The following is a 16,863-nucleotide window of genomic DNA, read 5'->3' as shown; positions in this document are numbered from 1 at the left end:
AAATTAGACAAAGAAACTTGTGAAACGGCAGCGCTTACAATATAATGTGGATATTAGACTGAACTAGAAAAGGAAAAGTACAAATGAATGGATTTTTAGGAGAGTTCTTAGGAACGATGATTTTGATCGTGCTGGGTGTCGGCTGCGGGGCCGGGATCAGCTTGAATAAGGCTTACGCTAAGGGGCAGGGCTGGCTGTTCGTCACCCTGGCCTGGGGGATGGCGGTAACCTTCGGCGTTTACGTGGCTGGCCAATTTGGCTCACAAGGTCACCTCAACCCAGCGGTAACTATTGGCTTCGCGGCCTTTGGCTTCTTCCCATGGAGCCAAGTTATGCCGTACTTGCTGGGGCAATTCCTGGGCGCCTTTGTCGGGGCAGCTCTGGTAATCCTGCACTACTACCCGCACTTCAAGGCGACCAAGGCTGACGAAGGCAACAGCGTGGGGATTTTCGCGACTGGCCCAGCCATCAACAATCCTGTTTTCAACTTCTTGAGTGAAACGATCGCGACTTTTGTCTTCATCTTCACCTTGCTCAACCTGGGCAACTTCACCCAAGGCTTGAAGCCATTAATTGTTGGTTTCTTAATCATGGTTGTTGGCCAGGCTTTGGGTTCAACGACTGGCTTTGCCTTGAACCCGGCCCGGGACTTCTCACCTCGTCTGGCTTACGCGATTTTGCCAGTGCCAAACAAGGGCGGGGCTAACTGGGCTTACGCCTGGGTTCCTGTCTTAGGGCCAATCGCCGGTGGTCTTTTAGCTAGCGGCCTGCAGGCATTGTTAAAGTAGAATTTTTAAGCCAAAAATTTACCCTTGAACTCCGGCGCGAGCTCAAGGGTATTTTTGCCTGGAAAAAATCGGTTATAATCTAAGGCAGAAAGGAGCCGCCATGACCGACTACTACACATCCGGTGAATTTGCCAAGCGGGCCCACGTGTCCGTCAGAACGATCCGCTACTATGACCAGCAGAACCTCCTCAAGCCTTCAGCCAGAAGCAAGGGCGGGGCCAGACGCTACAGCGACGCTGACTTCGCCAAGCTCCAGCAGATCCTCTTGTTAAAATACCTGGGCTTTTCCTTAGGGGAAATTCGCGGCTTGACCCTGGGAGCCAGCGACCGGCGCCGCCTCCTGGATTCTCTCCAAATTCAGCGGCGCCTGGTGGAAGAGCGGATTGAAGAAATGACCGCCGTTGAAGCCGCCATCGACTCAACCACCCAAACCTTGGAAGCTGGCAAGCCCGTTGACTGGAGCCGGATGTTGGAACTGCTCCACCGGTCAACCATGACCCAGAGCCTCAAGACCCAGTACCAGAACGCCACCAACATCTCTGCCCGGATCCGCCTGCACCGGGATTACTCCATGAACAAGGAGGGCTGGTTCCCCTGGCTTTTCCGCCAGCTGGACTTGACTCCTGGTTTAAAAATCTTAGAGATCGGCTGCGGGAATGGTGAACTCTGGGCTACCAGCCACGACCGCCTGCCAGAGGACTGCCAGGTTATTTTGACCGACATTTCAGAAGGGATGCTGGCCGATGCCAAAAAGGAAATCGGCGAAGACAGCCGCTTTTCCTATGACCGTTGTGATGCTGCCCACTTGCCCTTTGCCGACGAAGAGTTTGACCTGGTTGTCGCCAACCACATGCTTTTTTACTGCGACGACATCCCCCAGGTCCTTAAAGAAGTCCGCCGGGTTTTGAAAAAAGGGGGCCGCTTCTGCGCGTCAACTTACAGCAAGCGCCACATGCACGAAATCACTGACCTGGTCCAGGAGTTCAACTCCCAAATCGTCTTGTCTTCAGTCAACCTCTACGACCGCTTTGGCTTAGACAACGGCGGCGCCATCCTGGCCCCGTTTTTTGACCATGTGACCTGCCAGCGCTATGAGGATGCCATCGAATTGGGTGAAGCAGAACCCGTTATTTCTTATATCTTGTCCTGCCACGGCAACCAAAATGCCCTTCTCTTGGACCGCTACCAGGAATTCAAGCAATTTGTTGAAGACGAGGTCGCTGGAGGCTTCCACATCACTAAAGACGCCGGAGCATTTATCTGCCGCAAATAACTGCCAGTTTTTAAAAAACGGCAGTTATTTTATTTTTGCCTATTGAAGCTTACGTAACGTCATGTTTTATACTTTGAGTCAGTTAAGAGAAAAAATTGCTTAGTTTGAACTTGGAGGTTCATTTCATGAAAATTATCGTTACCGGCGGTGCCGGCTTTATCGGTTCCAACTTTGTCTTCTACATGATGAAGAAGCACCCAGACTACAAGATCATCTGCCTGGACAAGCTGACTTACGCGGGCAACCTGTCAACCCTGAAGGATGTCATGGACAAGCCAAACTTCCGCTTCGTCAAGCTGGACATCTGCGACCGCGAAGGCGTCTACAAGCTTTTTGAAGAAGAACACCCGGACGTTGTCGTTAACTTCGCCGCAGAAAGCCACGTTGACCGGTCAATCGAAAACCCGGAAATCTTCCTGCAAACCAACATCATCGGTACTTCTGTCTTGATGGACGCCTGCCGCAAGTACGGGATCAAGCGTTACCACCAAGTATCAACTGACGAAGTTTACGGCGACCTGCCGCTGGACCGGCCAGACCTCTTCTTCCACGAAGACACTCCGCTGCACACTTCCAGCCCATACTCATCATCAAAGGCCAGCGCTGACCTTTTGGTTGGGGCTTACGGCAGAACCTACGGCCTGCCTGTAACTATTTCCCGTTGCTCAAACAACTACGGCCCTTACCAATTCCCGGAAAAGCTGATCCCATTGATGATCCAAAGAGCCCTGGACGACAAGCCTTTGCCAGTTTACGGCGAAGGCCAAAACGTCCGCGACTGGCTTTACGTTGAAGACCACTGCAAGGCCATCGACCTTATTTTGGAAAAGGGGACGGTTGGTGAAGTCTACAACATCGGTGGTCACAACGAAATGCACAACATCGACATCGTTAAGCTGATCTGCGATTACTTGGGCAAGCCATACTCCTTGATCGAACACGTTACTGACCGTAAGGGCCACGACCAACGCTATGCCATCGACCCAACCAAGATTCACGAAGAACTGGGCTGGCTACCAGAAACCATGTTCAAGGACGGTATCAAGAAGACCATCCAATGGTACCTGGACAACAAGGAATGGTGGGAAAACATCATTTCCGGCGACTACCAAAACTACTACCAAGAAATGTATGGTAAAAAAGAAGTTTTAGACAAGGACTAAGGAATTAGAAAAATGAAGGGAATTATCTTAGCAGGTGGTTCAGGCACTCGTCTGTATCCATTAACCCTGGTTACCAGTAAGCAGCTTTTGCCTGTTTACGACAAGCCAATGATCTACTACCCGTTGTCAACTTTGATGCTGGCCGGGATCAAGGACATCTTGGTCATCTCCACGCCAGCTGACACTCCGCGCTTTAAGGAACTTTTGGGCGACGGGTCACAATTCGGCGTCAAGCTCTCTTACAAGGTTCAGCCAAGTCCAGACGGCCTTGCTCAAGCCTTTACCTTGGGCGAGGACTTCATTAACGGCGAACCTTGCGCCATGGTCTTGGGTGACAACATCTTCTACGGCAACGGCTTTACTGACATGCTGGAAAACGCCGCAAAAGACGCGCAAAACGGCCGGGCAACGGTTTTTGGCTACTACGTCAACGACCCGGAACGCTTTGGCGTTGTCGAATTTGACAAGGACGGTCACGCTATCTCCATCGAAGAAAAGCCGGCTCAGCCAAAGAGCAATTACGCCGTAACTGGTTTGTACTTCTACCCGGCTGGCGTGAGCGAAAGAGCTGCCCAGGTTAAGCCAAGTGCCCGCGGGGAAGTGGAAATCACTTCTTTGAACGAGATGTACTTAAACGACGGCATCCTGGACGTCCAGCTTTTGGGCCGGGGCTATGCTTGGCTGGACACCGGGACGATGAAGAGCCTGGTAGACGCTTCAAACTTCGTTAAGATGGTGGAAGAACGGACTGGGGTAAGCATCTCCGCTCCTGAAGAAATTGCCTACGTGCACGGCTGGATCGACGAAGACAAGTTGATGGAAGCAGCCAAGCACTATGGCAAGAGCCCTTACGGCCAGCACCTCAAGGCGGTGGCTGAAGGCAAGCTGAAGTATTAGTTTTTTAGAAAGAAGAATCAGAAAAATGGGTCAAATCAAAGTTGAAAAGAATGTCGGCGGTATTGAAGGTCTGGCAGTTATCACGCCAGCAGTTCACGGGGACGACCGTGGCTACTTCATGGAAACCTACAACGAAAACGACATGAAGGAAGCTGGTTTTGACATCAACTTCGTCCAAGACAACCAATCAAGTTCAACCAAGGGCGTTTTGCGGGGCCTGCACTTCCAAAAGCACTTCCCGCAATGTAAGCTGGTCCGGGCCGTTCGCGGGGACGTCTTCGACGTTGCCGTTGACCTGAGAAGCGACTCCAAGACCTACGGCAAGTGGTACGGGGTTGAACTGACCGCTGAAAACAAGAAGCAATTCTTGATTCCAGAAGGTTTTGCCCACGGCTTCCTGGTTTTGAGCGATGTAGCTGAATTCTGCTACAAGGTTAACGACTTCTGGCACCCAAACGATGAAGGCGGCATGGCTTGGAACGACCCTGAAATCGGGATTGAATGGCCACAAGTTGTTGGCGAATACCCAGGCTCAGCTGACGCCAGCGGCTACGCTTTGGAAGACGGCACTAAGCTGACTTTGTCCGACAAGGACCAAAAGTGGCAAGGGCTTAAGGACACTTTCAAGTTTTAATTGGGAGGAAAAAGCATGAAGGTTTTCGTAACTGGCGTCAACGGTCAACTGGGCCACGACGTGATGAACGAATTGGCTAAGCGCGGCTACGAAGGCGTAGGCAGCGACTTGGTTCCAGAATACAGCGGGATCGCTGACGGCTCAGCTGTTACTACTGCACCTTACGTTTCCCTGGACATTACTGATGCAGAAGGCGTAAAGAAGGCCATCAAGGAAGTAAATCCGGACGTGATCGTTCACTGCGCTGCCTGGACTGCGGTTGATCTGGCTGAAGATGACGACAAGGTTGAAGCTGTCCGCAAGGTTAACACTGAAGGTACCCAAAACATCGCCAACGTAGCCAAGGAATTAGACGTGCCAATGGTTTACATCTCCACTGACTACGTTTTCGATGGCCAGGGCACTACGCCATGGGACCCGGATTTCAAGGGCTACAAGCCAATGAACGTTTACGGGGAAACCAAGCTGGGCGGGGAACTTGCCGTATCTGAAACTTTGGACAAGTACTTCATTGTCCGCATCGCCTGGGTCTTCGGCTTGAACGGGAAGAACTTCATCAAGACCATGCTTAATGTGGGTAAGACTCATGATGAAGTCAAGGTGGTCAGCGACCAAATCGGTACGCCAACTTACACTTTGGACTTGGCCCGTCTTTTGGTCGACATGATCGAAACCGACAAGTATGGCTACTACCACGCAACCAACGCGGAATTGCCGGAAACTGCCAGCGGCTATGATGAAAACGGCACCAAGACCGGTTATATCAGCTGGTACGATTTCACCAAGGAAATCTACCGCCAGGCTGGCTACAAGACCAAGGTAACCCCGGTTACCACGGAAGAATACGGCCTCTCCAAGGCTGTACGGCCGTTCAACTCACGTTTGGACAAGAGCAAGCTGGAAAAGAACGGCTTCAAGCCGCTGCCAACTTGGCCAGACGCCGTGCACCGCTACTTGGAAGCCTTGAAGGCTGACGGCTTCTTTGACTAAGCAATTTTTGCAAGCACTGGACGATTGTCCGGTGCTTTTTTGCTAGAAAAAAAGTGCCGAATGACTGCTCAGCTAAGCAATCATTCAGCACTAATTCAAGCTGCTTAAAGTTTTTCGTATAATTCTTCTGCTAAAAGTCGGCCTTCAGTGGAGTAGCAGGCATAGGAGAAGCCACCCATGTAGTATTCGGTGAACAAGTCACTGGTTGACATTTCACCTACCGCGTAGAGGTCGCGGAAGTCAGAACCATCTGCTTTCTTTACTGCAAAGGTATCATGGTTGATCTTCACCCCGCCGATCGTGCCCCAGGAACCAGGCATTACGTAGAAGGCGTAGAGCTGCTTTTCATTCAAGGGTCTGATCTTGGATTGCGGCTTGCCGAATTCATCATTGCCATCTGCGGCAGCCTGCTTGTAGCTGGCAAAGGTCCGCTCAAGCTGCTTTTCGTCCAGGCTCAGCTTTTCAGCCAATTCAGCAACAGAAGCAGCCGTTACGTAAAGCTTGGCATTTTCATCCAGCTTATGGATTCCCTGGCGCAGAATTTCCGGCAGGTTTTCGTCATCGTAAAGCAAATAGTATCTGTCACTGCCGTGGCGGTACATTCTTGAGGTGACTTTCAAGCTGTCATAAGGTGCTTCATTGGTAAAGCGCTTGGCCTGACTGTCAATGATCATGCCGGTTGAATAGTCGGGAACGTTGTTCCAGGTAATGTATAATTGCGGGTTGAAGTCAAGATTACCATTTTTGTAAACATCGTTGTCGGAGAAGGCGGCCCCGATTTCTTGAAGCAGCTGGTAGCCGTCAGCAGTGTTTTCCCGGCTGGCCTGGTTGAAGACATGCACGCTGGCTACCGCAGGCGTGTTCTTTTTAAGCAGGTCTGGAGCATATGACGCGCCGCCAGTAGCCATAACGACGGAGCCAGCAGTAATCGTAAAGTCAGAGCCGTCTTTGCTTTCGACCTTGATGCCGGTTGCCTTGTCGCCATCTGTCAAAATTTGGGTAACCCGGCTGTTGAGGATGATCTTGCCACCATGCTTTTTGATGATGTCACTGAGAAGTTCATCGACTCTGGCCCCGTTGGCGAAATTGCCGTAAACGATCGGCCCTTGACCAATGAATGTTCCCTTGGTATTGGTCATGCTGACCAGTTGGTCAAAAGTCTTGCCGGATTCAGTCATCAGCTTCTTCATGAACTCTCTGTCGTGCGCCTTTTGGGCATCGGCGTTAACGTTGTCAACATAAGTCATGATGCTATCGATACTGTTGTCAATGCCTTGCTTTTTAGCGAGCTTGGAGTTTGCTAAGGCGTAAACGGCTCCCGCGTATCTTGAAGAGCCGCCAACTTGCTCGCCTTTGGCCACGACAACGACGTCCAGACCCTTAGTGGCAGCGAAGGCACCAGTCATTAAGCCACTTAAGCCGGCTCCGGCAATAACGACGTCGGCGGTTAAATCTTCATGGTTGATGGTCAGTGGACGGTGGTAGGCCTTGCTGGTCCAGGCAGCTAAGTTACCGCCGGCTTTTTCCACTGCATCCTCGCTGGCGGAAATAATTGCCTTTGAAGTGAGGGTAGCGCCGGAAACCGCGTCAACGTTCAAGGTCTGCTGGCTGACGATTTCCTTGGGAATCAGCTTTACGGCCTCATCGCCAACATTTGGCGTTTCATGGCTGGAGATAATTTTGAGATCGCCGATGCGGTGGTCAAAAACGTCAAGCTTAACGGCTAATTGCCCGCCGTGCCCGGATCCATAGCCGATATAGCTGCCTTCAGTTAAGGCGAGGCTGGTTGACTTTGCCTTGCCTTCGGCTTGTCTCAAGGCATCTTTCACTGCTGCTTTAACGCCTTTGGTGGTCAGGCTGGCGCCGGTTACACCGTCGATATCAGCGGATTGCTTGTCGATGATCTGCTTAGCGAGTTCTTCATCAGCGCTTTGGCCCACGTTTCTGCTTTCGTTTTTCAAGTCAAGGCTTGCCTTGGTTATCTCGCTTTCGTTGACGGTTAGTGAGACGCTTAGGTCGCCAATACCTTTGCCCTTGCCAGTGTAAGTGCCGGGGTTAAATTTGCTTTTTGTCATTGTTTTGTCTCCTATACTCTGTGTTCAATTTTTTCTCTACACATAAATCTTAATTTTTTCCCTTATCAGACAGAAGTATTAAAATGTTAGTAGCTAATAACCAGAAGTTGCAAGTAGGTAGCAAAAAATGAACGATCAACTGAAAACATTTATTGCGGTGGCTGACAACCAAAGCTTTAATAAGGCAGCCAATGAATTGTATCTTTCAGCCCCGGCAGTCATTAAGCAAGTTAACCATTTGGAAGATTCTATAAAAATAAAGTTGTTTGACCGTAATCATAATGGTGTTACGTTGACGGAAGCAGGCAAATCGTTCTATAAGGATGCCGTCAGGCTGTTATCGGCTTACGACCAGTCGATCGACCGTGCCAGAAACGCGACGGGAAAGAAGATGTCGATCAAGATCGGTGCTGGACCGCTCGCGACAGGAACAGCGACCACCAATTTGTGGGTTGAAGTTGGGAAAAGACTTCCCCAGCTTCGGTTTCAGTTCATCCCCTGTTCCTGCTCCTTGGGCAACTTTAATGAATTTTTGGCGGGAATCGGTAAAGACTTTGACTTGGTTTCTTCAGTTTATGATGAGAAGCTCTTAAGCGAGTACGATATCCAGGCTTTGCGGCTGGACATCACCCCGTTAAGACTGTCAGTCCCTGTCAATAACCCCCTGGCTAAAAAGGATGAGCTTACTTTAAGAGATTTGGATAACCAGAAGATTGCTCTGCCAGCCAAGGGGAAATTCCAGTGCTTTGACCAGGCCAGGGACTTCTTAAAGCAGAATCCGAAAATTGACCTGCAGGAGATTTCCGGCTTTGACATGAACGTACTGAATCAATGCGTTTCTAATGACTGGCTGCTTTGTTCCGCGGAGGACTGGCAAACCGCGCATCCCTTCTTGAAGGCAAAGAAGGTGGCTTGGAATTGTACCGTGCCTTTCGGCATCGTGTACAGCAAGAGGCCGTCGGCAACCGTGATTGAAGTAATCGATCTCTTAAAAGAAAGTAGCGTTTTTTAGCAAAAGGCTTCCTTAGACTAAGCAATTTTTTAAAGCACTGGATGTGAAATCCGGTGCTTTTTTGCATACTCATGGTAATCATCCAAGTGGCAGCAAATAGAGCGCGGCGTAGGACTAAACAAGCAAAATATGATATTATAGGTAATAAGGTAGATAGCGCCGTGCACACCATGTGTCAAGCGTGGTGCTGCAAAAAGATATAAACGCCCTCTTGGAATATGCTCTCAATTTCCAAGGGGGTTTTCGTTTGCCCAAAAATCGGCCAAAAATTTTTGTGGCAAGAACTTCTCCTAGAAAGGCGCTAGCGGTGGCTGGTTTACAAATAGTTTGCTGTGTAAGAATGCTGTAGTGACGGGAATCCTCTACCGAATACATGTTCCAAGAAAATCTGGCTTGGCAGGAATAGAATGGGGGCAGATGGTAGGAGGATAGGGACTATGGATTACACAGACATTCAGAACATAGAAGAAGTCGAGGCAAGTCGTCTCGATTTTAAAGAAAAAGTAGAGCTTGTCAAAGCTAAAAGCTGGCTGAAGACGGTCGTTGCTTTTGCCAATACGGATGGTGGACATATTGTTTTTGGCGTGACTGATGATCATAAATTTGTGGGACTGGAAAACCCGCAAGAGGCTTCGTCAAAGATCTCAGAAAAAATTGTCTCTATGGTATCGCCTAATCCGTTATTCACGCTTACACAAATTGGAGGTTTGCCAAAGGGGGTGGTTTGCATAGATCTTAAAGTAGAGGCGGGTCCGGATTATCCTTACCGCTACGTAAATAGCCAAAGCCGGCAAGCCTTTGTCAGAAGAGGCGACAGATCTGAGAAAGCTTCGGATGTAGAGCTTAATGCTTTGATTTTAAGAGGACAAAACAGGACCTATGACGCTTTACCAAGCTCTTATAAATTGTCTGACGTCAGTTTTACGCTCTTAGCGGCGACCTTTAAAAAGATGACCGGTGATGACTTTGACATGACAAAAGATCTTGAATCGATGGGGCTTGTCGATTCAAGTGGCAGGGTTACAAATGCCGGACTGCTAATGTGCGATCAAGGATATTTGCGGCAATCAGTGGTTGTTTGTACTAGGTGGAAGGGGGTAGAAAAAGGTTCGGTTGATGGGAAGTCAACAGCTGTAAAAATATATAGTCAAAAATAGCAATTAAAGACTACTAATGCTTATTTGTAGTCTTTTATATTCTAGGTCATGTTATCAATGTATTTGGACGATCTTCTGTGGTATAATACGGCTAGACGCGAACATAAGATCGTAAAAAGAAAGTCGTTTCCTAAAATGACCAGAAAAGTGAGAAGAACTCAAACTAAGACAGTTAGAGCCTACACCGTAAAGTTAAATGGTGACGAACTAAAAGAATTGGATGAGCTGTTCACTGCTTACGGCAAGTGCAAAGACTTCCTTTATTCACAGTTGTGCGGTATCAACCACATGATAGATGTTGCTAACTGGTATGGCCCTCGAGATAAAATCCGCGAGCATGACGGTGAAATCAAGAAAGCCCGCAAAGCGGTCAAAGACTGGAAAAAGGCCTACAAGGAGAACAAAGCTCAAGGATTGAAATCTCCCGATTCAAGAACCGTCAGACTCTCAAAGCAAAAGCTTCTGAGCGAGCAATTTGGAATTCAAGGCCGGCATGTAACAGAAGCGGTTAAAGACGTGTGCATGAATCTCAACTCCATGTGGTCAAATCTTGGCTTGAAACTGAAAAGGATGGTTCAAGCTAACGATGCATTGTCTAATGCTGAGCGCCAGTATCTCAATTATATCTTCACTTCTCCATATTACTGGCAACTCATTCTGCAGAGACGTGAGAATGAAGCACAGCCAAATGAAGAAATGAGCCAGTATCCTGCACTAAGAGCCGCTTTATCCGAGGAGCAGCTTCGTCACTGCTTTGGATATATCAGACGACTCACCAGAAAACATAAGCCCTACCCTCATTCAACCGCTGCACGATGCATGCTCTGTGACGAAATGATGTGGAGAGTTGTTGAAAAAGACGGCTCAAGCTACCTAGAAATCATGACGGCAAAATGCAGAAAGAAAAAGCAGTTTAAGCTGACAGGGCCATACTGCTATGCCAACAAGAAGAAACGTGGCGACATCCAGCTCATTCTTGATCGAGACAAGAAGCGGCTGGAAGTTCATCGTGCTATTAAAGCTGTTGCTCATGAGATCCGCAAGCCACGGAAGAAACTGGGTATGGACAAGGGATTGGCAACTCTCATCTCATGCAGCAGTGATCAAGAATATGGAGCAGATTTCAGCAAGCTGGTAGGTGCTGAAGTTGAGCGGATCGATAACCGCAATACAAATCGTAATGAGTACATACAGTCAGCTAAGGAATTAAGAGAAGAAAAGTCTGCTTTGCAAGAAAAGTTAGCCAAGGATTATTCAGCTAAGACAAAGAAACGTATCAAACACCGCATTGGAAGTCTTGAGCGCCAAATTGCTCGTCTTGAAGAACACCATCTTGGCAACAAGCTCTACCACCGCCAACACGAAAGAAAGCAACGCAATATGGAGCGGGTGATAAACACAAGCATTAGACAGATGCTTGTGGCAGAAGATCCAGATGTTCTTGTCAAGGAAGATCTGACTTTTGCTAAGGAAAAGTTGCCTAAAGCATCAAACCGCTATGAAGCAAAAGTGAGACGGAAGTTATCGTCATGGACTAAAGGAAGACTGGATAAGCGTATCGAATATTTATGTATTGGTCTGGGAATTCAAACCATTGACGTTAATCCAGCATATACGTCTCAGTTCTGTCCAAGATGTGGTGCGCATTTCAGTGAAAGAAAAGGTGCACATCATGAAACAGCCGTCTGCCCAAACTGTGGAGAAATGAACGCAAATACAGCAGCAGCGGTAAATATTTTGCAAAGAGCGGATGACAAAGAAATAACGAAATATATGCCATACAAGAATGTTAAGTTGATTCTTGAAGACCGTTACGCAAACAAACAGTTGGTGATGGCATAGTCTATCAATCAAAGCGTCACAAGCGTGGGTTCGTCCCTGCTTCAAGTCATGGACTGGGCGCTGCCCTAGAGCCTCGGCACTAGGGAAACTTAGGATATATTCCTGCCCGTTTTGTGAGACTGAGTCTTCGGGCTTTGTTAAGCAAAATATGGCGAACTCTTTGACTGTGCGTATGATAAAAGTATCAGAAGCTAAGGGAAACTTTAGTGGAGGTACATACAACTGAGCGCACAAGGCATTTCCCTGTGAAAAAGCCTAAAAAAATCCTCTAGCTGAAGCTAGAGGACAAGAATATGTTCATTAGTGTTCACTTGAATATTAATGGATATGTTTTTGAATTCGGGATGCTCTGGATGATAAAGAGTATAGAGATGCGAGTTTAATAACGCTGCTGTCAAATGCTGAGGATTTCATCCGCACTAATTCTAAAAATAGGTGGACGATTAGGGGAATGGTAAGAGAAGAGAAAAGCGATTATCCATTCAAAGCAGTTAGAGAAGTTCTCGTGAACGCTTTAATCCACCGGAACTATCAGATTTTAGGAACTGAAATTCATGTGGATATCTTTGATGACCGCATGGAGATAATGTCCCCTGGTGGAATGATGAGCGGCAGTCGTATACAGAATATGAATAAAGAACATATTCCCTCAATGAGAAGAAATGAAAAGATTTCAGATATCTTTGGGCGGCTGGGTTTTATGGATCGTAGAGGTAGCGGTATTCAGCGCATACTGAATTCGTACAAGAACTATAGCAAAGAGCCGACTTTCTATTCTGATGAAAACATCTTCCTTGTTACTATGCCCAACAGAAGCTTTACGGGCACTAAGAGAGTACAAAAAATCCCGCCACAGTATACTGGAAAAGTCACGTTAGCGAACAAATCTAAGGGTCAAACGGTTGAGAAAAGTTCGCTAACGAAGAAAGTTGTCGGCCAAACCGATAAGAAATCCACGTTAGCGAACAAATCTAAGGGTCAAACGGTTGAGAAAAGTTCGCTAACGAAGAAAGTTGTCGGCCAAGCCGATGAGAAAACCATGTTAGCGAACAAATCTAAGGAGCAAATGGCTGAGAAAGGTTCGCTAACGAAGGAAGTTGGGCCACAAACCGATGAGAAAGTCACGTTAGCGAACAAATCTAAGGGCCAAACGGTTGAGAAAGGTTCGCTAACGAAGAAAGTTGTCGGCCAAGCCGATGAGAAATCCACGTTAGCGAACAAATCTAAGGGTCAAACGGCTGAGAAAAGTTCGCTAACGAAGAAAGTTGTCGGCCGAACCGATGAGAAATCTACGTTAGCGAACAAATCTAAGGGGCAAATGGCTGAGAAAGGTTCGCTAACGAAGGAAGTTGTCGGCCAAGCCGATGAGAAATCCACGTTAGCGAACAAATCTAAGGGGCAAATGGCTGAGAAAGATTCGCTAACGAAGGAAGTTGTCGGCAAAATCGATGATAAAGTAGCGTTAGCGAATAAACTTGTCGGCCAAACCGTCGAGAAGAGTGCGTTAGCGAATAAACTTGTCGGCCAAACCGTCGAAAAAAGTGCGTTAGCGAATAAACTTAGCGGTCAAATCGTTGAAAAAAGTGCGTTAGCGAATAAACTTGGAGCACAAAATATTGAAAAGAGCTTTTTAGAGTATGAGATAAAAGCAGAAGATTTACCGATCAGATTAGACCCGCCTGCAGTAGACAATATAATTGACGCAATTGAAAAAATTGGCAAGCAAAAGAATAGACAAGGTCCCTTTCAAGCTCGAACATTAGAGAAACTAGCTGATTTTTATATGAAATATAAATCAGATTATTCATTCAATAGAGACGCATTGGCCATCTTTTTTAATATTAGGCCTGATGCGGCAACAAGGATTATACGAAAATGTTGTGACCTTGGAATTATGAGACGGGAAAAGAGAGGCGTATACTTCTTTATAAATTTAGATTAGGTAGTAAGAGCTAAAGCTTGCTGCTTTAAGGGAAAGAAGGAGGCAGGAAGATGAAGCTGTATCAGCCTTTGGAGATTACAAAATACCAGCATGAGTATGACACAGATTTCTCCGTTGAAACGGAATATCTGTGGCGTTTAAACAATGTTTCAGCAGTTGTGACTCAGATGCATCCCTTGCTTGACTACAAAAAGGACGGCCGGCAGACCGCACAGTATCCGCTCTTCTTCATTTACACGACTGAGATGGTTAAGCTGTTCAGCAAGTTTAACCGCAACTCTTGGGAGCTCGTTCAAGTAAGTCAAGATTTGCCCGAGGCAGCTGTCAGTCACTTTCTGGATGACCTCCTTCTTGACGAAATCATTAACACCAACAGTATAGAGGGCGTCGAAACCGATGCAGCCGAACTTAGCGCAATCATCAAAAGTATCGGTGATCATCCAGAAGAGCAGGGGAAGCGGCTTGGGTCAATGGTTCGCATGTACCAAGGTAGCCTTCCAAAAATCAATTGCTTACACGATTTCCGTGATATCTACGACGAACTTCTTAGAGGTGAAATTCCAGCAGACAAGCAGCCAAACGGCCAGCTTTTCCGGGATGAACTGCCCTATGGCACCATCGTAATTGGCTCAGCTACCAAAATCGTCCATGTTCCGCCGGTATCTGAACTTGCTATCTCTAAGGCCTTAAGCAGCTTGATTACCTTTATGAACAAAGCCGATTTGCCAGCAATTTTCAAAGCTCTAATAACTCACTTCTTCTTTGAAAACACGCATCCCTTCTTGGACGGCAATGGCCGGATGGGCCGGTATCTTTTGTCTGCCTATCTGTCTGGCAAGTATGATCGTTTTACTGGCTTTTCTGTTTCTACGGCAATTCATGCTCAGCTGCCTAGCTACTACCGCATCTCCAAAGAAGCTGATAGAGCAGAAAACAGGGCAGAGCTGACTTTCTTCGTTGAAGAAATGCTACGGATCTTAACTGCTGGACAGGAGAGAGTCCTAAAAAGTCTGCGCTGAAGTTGAGAGACCATGTACATGACTGTTTTTTTAGAATAACTAAGTTGTCGGCAGTGCATCTGTTTGACATGTACACGTAAGGCAGGTATAATAAAATCATGATTACTAGCATAGCAGATAAAGAGACTGAGAAAGTCTTCAATCAAATTTTTTCAAAGCGTATTCCGAAAGAAATTCAAAGAAAAGCTTTGATGAAATTGATTATGATCGATGCGGCACAATCATTAAATGACTTGCTGATGCCACCTGCAAACAGGTTGGAAAAGCTGCAAGGAAATAGAGAAGGACAATACAGCATCCGAATTAATTCGCAATACCGGATTTGCTTCAATTTCGAAGACGGAGATGCTGAAAATGTCGAAATAGTGGACTATCACTAGAGCTTAGAGGTGACCGAAATGACTGAACATATCAAGACGCCTACAGTTGGTGAAATTCTCAATGAAGAATTCATGCAGCCGTTAGACCTTAGTGCTTACAAGCTGGCACAGTACATTAATGTTCCAACGTCTAGAATCCAGGATATCTTGCATGACAGACGGAAAATCACTGCTGACACTTCACTCAGATTAGCCAAGTTCTTTGGCGTGTCAGATACTTACTTCCTTAATCTGCAGAGTGATATTGATCTGCGGGATGCAAAGAAGAAGCTTAGCCGTGACTTGTCAGCAATTAAGCCTTTTACAGAGGTACAGGCCAAAAATAAGGAATCTCTTAATTAATTTCTTGATCCAGATCAAGGCCTCGCGAATCTAACCAAGCTACAATAGCCTTATCTAAATAGATGAGGTGATCAAGATGAACGAAAAAGCAGATTTGAAAGACCGGCTGACGCCAATGCAGTATGCCGTGACCCAAAACGCGGCGACTGAACCGCCTTACACCGGTGAGTACGACGACTTTTTTGAAAAAGGAATCTACGTCGACGTAGTCAGCGGGGAAGCCCTCTTTTCCTCTTTGGACAAGTACGATTCCGGCTGTGGTTGGCCAGCCTTTACCAAGCCCCTCGCTAAACTTACCCAGCACCGGGACCAGTCCTTTGGCATGGAAAGAACCGAAGTCCGCAGCCGCCAGGCTGACTCCCACCTGGGCCACGTCTTCACCGACGGCCCCTTGGACAAGGGCGGCCTGCGCTACTGCATCAACTCTGCTGCCCTCAAGTTCATCCCTTACGACCAGCTGGAAGAAGCGGGTTACGGCGAATACCGGCAGCTTTTCGAATAAACGAAAAAACTGACGACTTCCTTGCTTTGGAAATCGCCAGTTTTCTTCTTTTCTAACCTAAAATTGCCTTGTCGCTGGCGAATTCCTCGCCGGACACGACTTCGAACTGGTGGAGCAATTTCTCCACTGTCAGTTTCTTCTTTTCTTCGCCCTTGATGTCCAAAACGACTTTGCCATCGTTCATCATAATCAAGCGGTTGCCGTGGGCAATGGCATCCCTCATGTTGTGAGTCACCATAATCGTGGTCAGTTTGCCTTCCTTGACAATCCGGTCGGTCGCGTTTAAGACCTTTTCCGCCGTCTTCGGGTCAAGCGCCGCCGTGTGTTCATCCAAGAGTAGAACCTTTGGCTTGACCAGAGTTGCCATCAGCAAGGTCAAAGCCTGTCTTTGCCCGCCGGACAAAAGGCCTACTTTAGCAGTCAACCGGTCTTCCAGGCCCAGGTTGAGCACCTTCAGCTTTTCCTTGTATTCTTCCCGTTCTTTAGCGGTAACTTCCCACTTAAGCCCTCTGCGCTTGCCCCGCCGGGCAGCTAAGGCCAAGTTTTCATCAATCTGCATGGTTGCCGCCGTCCCGGTCATTGGATCTTGGAAGACCCGGCCGATCAAAGGCGCCCGTTTAAAGTCCGGCAGGCCAGTTACGTCTTGGCCATCGATAACGATAGAGCCCGTGTCAACCGGCCAAACGCCCGCGATGGCGTTCAAGGTGGTTGACTTGCCGGCCCCGTTGCCCCCGATAACCGTCACGAAGTCGCCGTCTTCCAGCTTCAAGTTGACCCCGTTCAAGGCATGCTTTTCATTAATCGTCCCGGGGTTAAAAGTCTTGGTAATGTTGGTCAGTTCTAGCAT

Annotated in this window: 16 protein-coding genes; 14 read left to right on the top strand and 2 right to left on the bottom strand. The window is 47.6% G+C overall.

What is annotated here, in order from left to right; all coding sequences use genetic code 11:
• Window positions 1-83: 83 nt before the first annotated feature.
• The 6 genes from ACYVUU_RS09745 (at window position 84) to rfbD (ending at window position 5,745) form a co-directional block, all read left to right on the top strand.
• Window positions 84-788 (top strand): MIP/aquaporin family protein, encoded by a 705-nt coding sequence (locus ACYVUU_RS09745; protein WP_270448707.1) that lies wholly within the window; start codon window positions 84-86, stop codon window positions 786-788.
• Between the two features lie 100 nt (window positions 789-888).
• Entirely contained in the window at window positions 889-2,061 is a 1,173-nt protein-coding gene (locus tag ACYVUU_RS09740; RefSeq protein ID WP_439777105.1) for a MerR family transcriptional regulator, read from the top strand.
• A gap of 125 nt (window positions 2,062-2,186) precedes the next feature.
• The gene (gene rfbB, locus ACYVUU_RS09735) at window positions 2,187-3,224 is read left to right on the top strand and encodes a dTDP-glucose 4,6-dehydratase (protein WP_484500756.1); all 1,038 of its coding nucleotides are present in this window, start codon (window positions 2,187-2,189) and stop codon (window positions 3,222-3,224) included.
• A 12-nt stretch (window positions 3,225-3,236) separates the two neighbouring features.
• Entirely contained in the window at window positions 3,237-4,121 is an 885-nt protein-coding gene (gene rfbA / locus ACYVUU_RS09730; protein ID WP_484500755.1) for a glucose-1-phosphate thymidylyltransferase RfbA, read from the top strand.
• A gap of 25 nt (window positions 4,122-4,146) precedes the next feature.
• Window positions 4,147-4,755, top strand: a complete 609-nt coding sequence (gene rfbC, locus ACYVUU_RS09725; protein WP_439775937.1) for a dTDP-4-dehydrorhamnose 3,5-epimerase — start codon at window positions 4,147-4,149, stop codon at window positions 4,753-4,755.
• Window positions 4,756-4,770: 15 nt separating this feature from the next.
• Window positions 4,771-5,745, top strand: a complete 975-nt coding sequence (gene rfbD, locus ACYVUU_RS09720) for a dTDP-4-dehydrorhamnose reductase (protein ID WP_439775936.1) — start codon at window positions 4,771-4,773, stop codon at window positions 5,743-5,745.
• A 104-nt stretch (window positions 5,746-5,849) separates the two neighbouring features.
• Here the strand turns inward: rfbD and ACYVUU_RS09715 are convergent, their stop codons facing one another.
• Complete coding sequence (locus ACYVUU_RS09715) at window positions 5,850-7,820, bottom strand: FAD-dependent oxidoreductase (RefSeq protein ID WP_439775935.1); 1,971 nt, start codon at window positions 7,818-7,820, stop codon at window positions 5,850-5,852.
• Between the two features lie 127 nt (window positions 7,821-7,947).
• Between ACYVUU_RS09715 and ACYVUU_RS09710 the strand changes: the two genes are divergently transcribed.
• The 8 genes from ACYVUU_RS09710 (at window position 7,948) to msrB (ending at window position 16,016) form a co-directional block, all read left to right on the top strand.
• On the top strand, window positions 7,948-8,832 hold the full coding sequence (locus tag ACYVUU_RS09710; protein ID WP_484498904.1) for a LysR family transcriptional regulator: 885 nt from the start codon (window positions 7,948-7,950) through the stop codon (window positions 8,830-8,832).
• Between the two features lie 437 nt (window positions 8,833-9,269).
• Window positions 9,270-9,989 (top strand): AlbA family DNA-binding domain-containing protein, encoded by a 720-nt coding sequence (locus ACYVUU_RS09705; RefSeq protein ID WP_484498905.1) that lies wholly within the window; start codon window positions 9,270-9,272, stop codon window positions 9,987-9,989.
• A gap of 135 nt (window positions 9,990-10,124) precedes the next feature.
• Complete coding sequence (locus ACYVUU_RS09700) at window positions 10,125-11,831, top strand: RNA-guided endonuclease TnpB family protein (protein ID WP_484500905.1); 1,707 nt, start codon at window positions 10,125-10,127, stop codon at window positions 11,829-11,831.
• Between the two features lie 451 nt (window positions 11,832-12,282).
• On the top strand, window positions 12,283-13,773 hold the full coding sequence (locus ACYVUU_RS09695; RefSeq protein ID WP_439774869.1) for an ATP-binding protein: 1,491 nt from the start codon (window positions 12,283-12,285) through the stop codon (window positions 13,771-13,773).
• Between the two features lie 50 nt (window positions 13,774-13,823).
• Complete coding sequence (locus ACYVUU_RS09690; protein WP_439774868.1) at window positions 13,824-14,792, top strand: Fic family protein; 969 nt, start codon at window positions 13,824-13,826, stop codon at window positions 14,790-14,792.
• Between the two features lie 98 nt (window positions 14,793-14,890).
• Window positions 14,891-15,172, top strand: a complete 282-nt coding sequence (locus tag ACYVUU_RS09685; RefSeq protein WP_439774867.1) for a type II toxin-antitoxin system RelE/ParE family toxin — start codon at window positions 14,891-14,893, stop codon at window positions 15,170-15,172.
• 18 nt (window positions 15,173-15,190) lie between these two features.
• Window positions 15,191-15,514 carry a HigA family addiction module antitoxin gene (locus ACYVUU_RS09680; RefSeq protein ID WP_439774866.1) on the top strand — a complete coding sequence of 108 codons (324 nt, stop codon included), beginning with the start codon at window positions 15,191-15,193 and terminating at the stop codon, window positions 15,512-15,514.
• Between the two features lie 76 nt (window positions 15,515-15,590).
• On the top strand, window positions 15,591-16,016 hold the full coding sequence (gene msrB, locus ACYVUU_RS09675) for a peptide-methionine (R)-S-oxide reductase MsrB (RefSeq protein ID WP_439774865.1): 426 nt from the start codon (window positions 15,591-15,593) through the stop codon (window positions 16,014-16,016).
• A gap of 52 nt (window positions 16,017-16,068) precedes the next feature.
• Here the strand turns inward: msrB and ACYVUU_RS09670 are convergent, their stop codons facing one another.
• Window positions 16,069-16,863, bottom strand: coding sequence for an ABC transporter ATP-binding protein (locus ACYVUU_RS09670; protein ID WP_484498906.1), 795 nt, complete (start codon window positions 16,861-16,863; stop codon window positions 16,069-16,071).

Source organism: Lactobacillus sp. WILCCON 0058 (assembly GCF_057198005.1).
This window is presented reverse-complemented; position numbering and strand designations above follow the sequence as displayed.

What these genes read in the sequence shown, in the direction of transcription:
- ACYVUU_RS09695 (WP_439774869.1), top strand. Translation starts at nt 12,283, where the DNA reads ATGGTAAGAGAAGAGAAAAGCGATTATCCATTCAAAGCAGTTAGAGAA.
- ACYVUU_RS09715 (WP_439775935.1), bottom strand. Translation starts at nt 7,820, where the DNA reads ATGACAAAAAGCAAATTTAACCCCGGCACTTACACTGGCAAGGGCAAA.
- rfbB (WP_484500756.1), top strand. Translation starts at nt 2,187, where the DNA reads ATGAAAATTATCGTTACCGGCGGTGCCGGCTTTATCGGTTCCAACTTT.
- ACYVUU_RS09700 (WP_484500905.1), top strand. Translation starts at nt 10,125, where the DNA reads ATGACCAGAAAAGTGAGAAGAACTCAAACTAAGACAGTTAGAGCCTAC.
- rfbC (WP_439775937.1), top strand. Translation starts at nt 4,147, where the DNA reads ATGGGTCAAATCAAAGTTGAAAAGAATGTCGGCGGTATTGAAGGTCTG.
- ACYVUU_RS09745 (WP_270448707.1), top strand. Translation starts at nt 84, where the DNA reads ATGAATGGATTTTTAGGAGAGTTCTTAGGAACGATGATTTTGATCGTG.
- rfbA (WP_484500755.1), top strand. Translation starts at nt 3,237, where the DNA reads ATGAAGGGAATTATCTTAGCAGGTGGTTCAGGCACTCGTCTGTATCCA.
- ACYVUU_RS09670 (WP_484498906.1), bottom strand. Translation starts at nt 16,863, where the DNA reads ATGCTAGAACTGACCAACATTACCAAGACTTTTAACCCCGGGACGATT.
- ACYVUU_RS09740 (WP_439777105.1), top strand. Translation starts at nt 889, where the DNA reads ATGACCGACTACTACACATCCGGTGAATTTGCCAAGCGGGCCCACGTG.
- ACYVUU_RS09705 (WP_484498905.1), top strand. Translation starts at nt 9,270, where the DNA reads ATGGATTACACAGACATTCAGAACATAGAAGAAGTCGAGGCAAGTCGT.
- ACYVUU_RS09685 (WP_439774867.1), top strand. Translation starts at nt 14,891, where the DNA reads ATGATTACTAGCATAGCAGATAAAGAGACTGAGAAAGTCTTCAATCAA.
- rfbD (WP_439775936.1), top strand. Translation starts at nt 4,771, where the DNA reads ATGAAGGTTTTCGTAACTGGCGTCAACGGTCAACTGGGCCACGACGTG.
- ACYVUU_RS09710 (WP_484498904.1), top strand. Translation starts at nt 7,948, where the DNA reads ATGAACGATCAACTGAAAACATTTATTGCGGTGGCTGACAACCAAAGC.
- ACYVUU_RS09690 (WP_439774868.1), top strand. Translation starts at nt 13,824, where the DNA reads ATGAAGCTGTATCAGCCTTTGGAGATTACAAAATACCAGCATGAGTAT.
- msrB (WP_439774865.1), top strand. Translation starts at nt 15,591, where the DNA reads ATGAACGAAAAAGCAGATTTGAAAGACCGGCTGACGCCAATGCAGTAT.
- ACYVUU_RS09680 (WP_439774866.1), top strand. Translation starts at nt 15,191, where the DNA reads ATGACTGAACATATCAAGACGCCTACAGTTGGTGAAATTCTCAATGAA.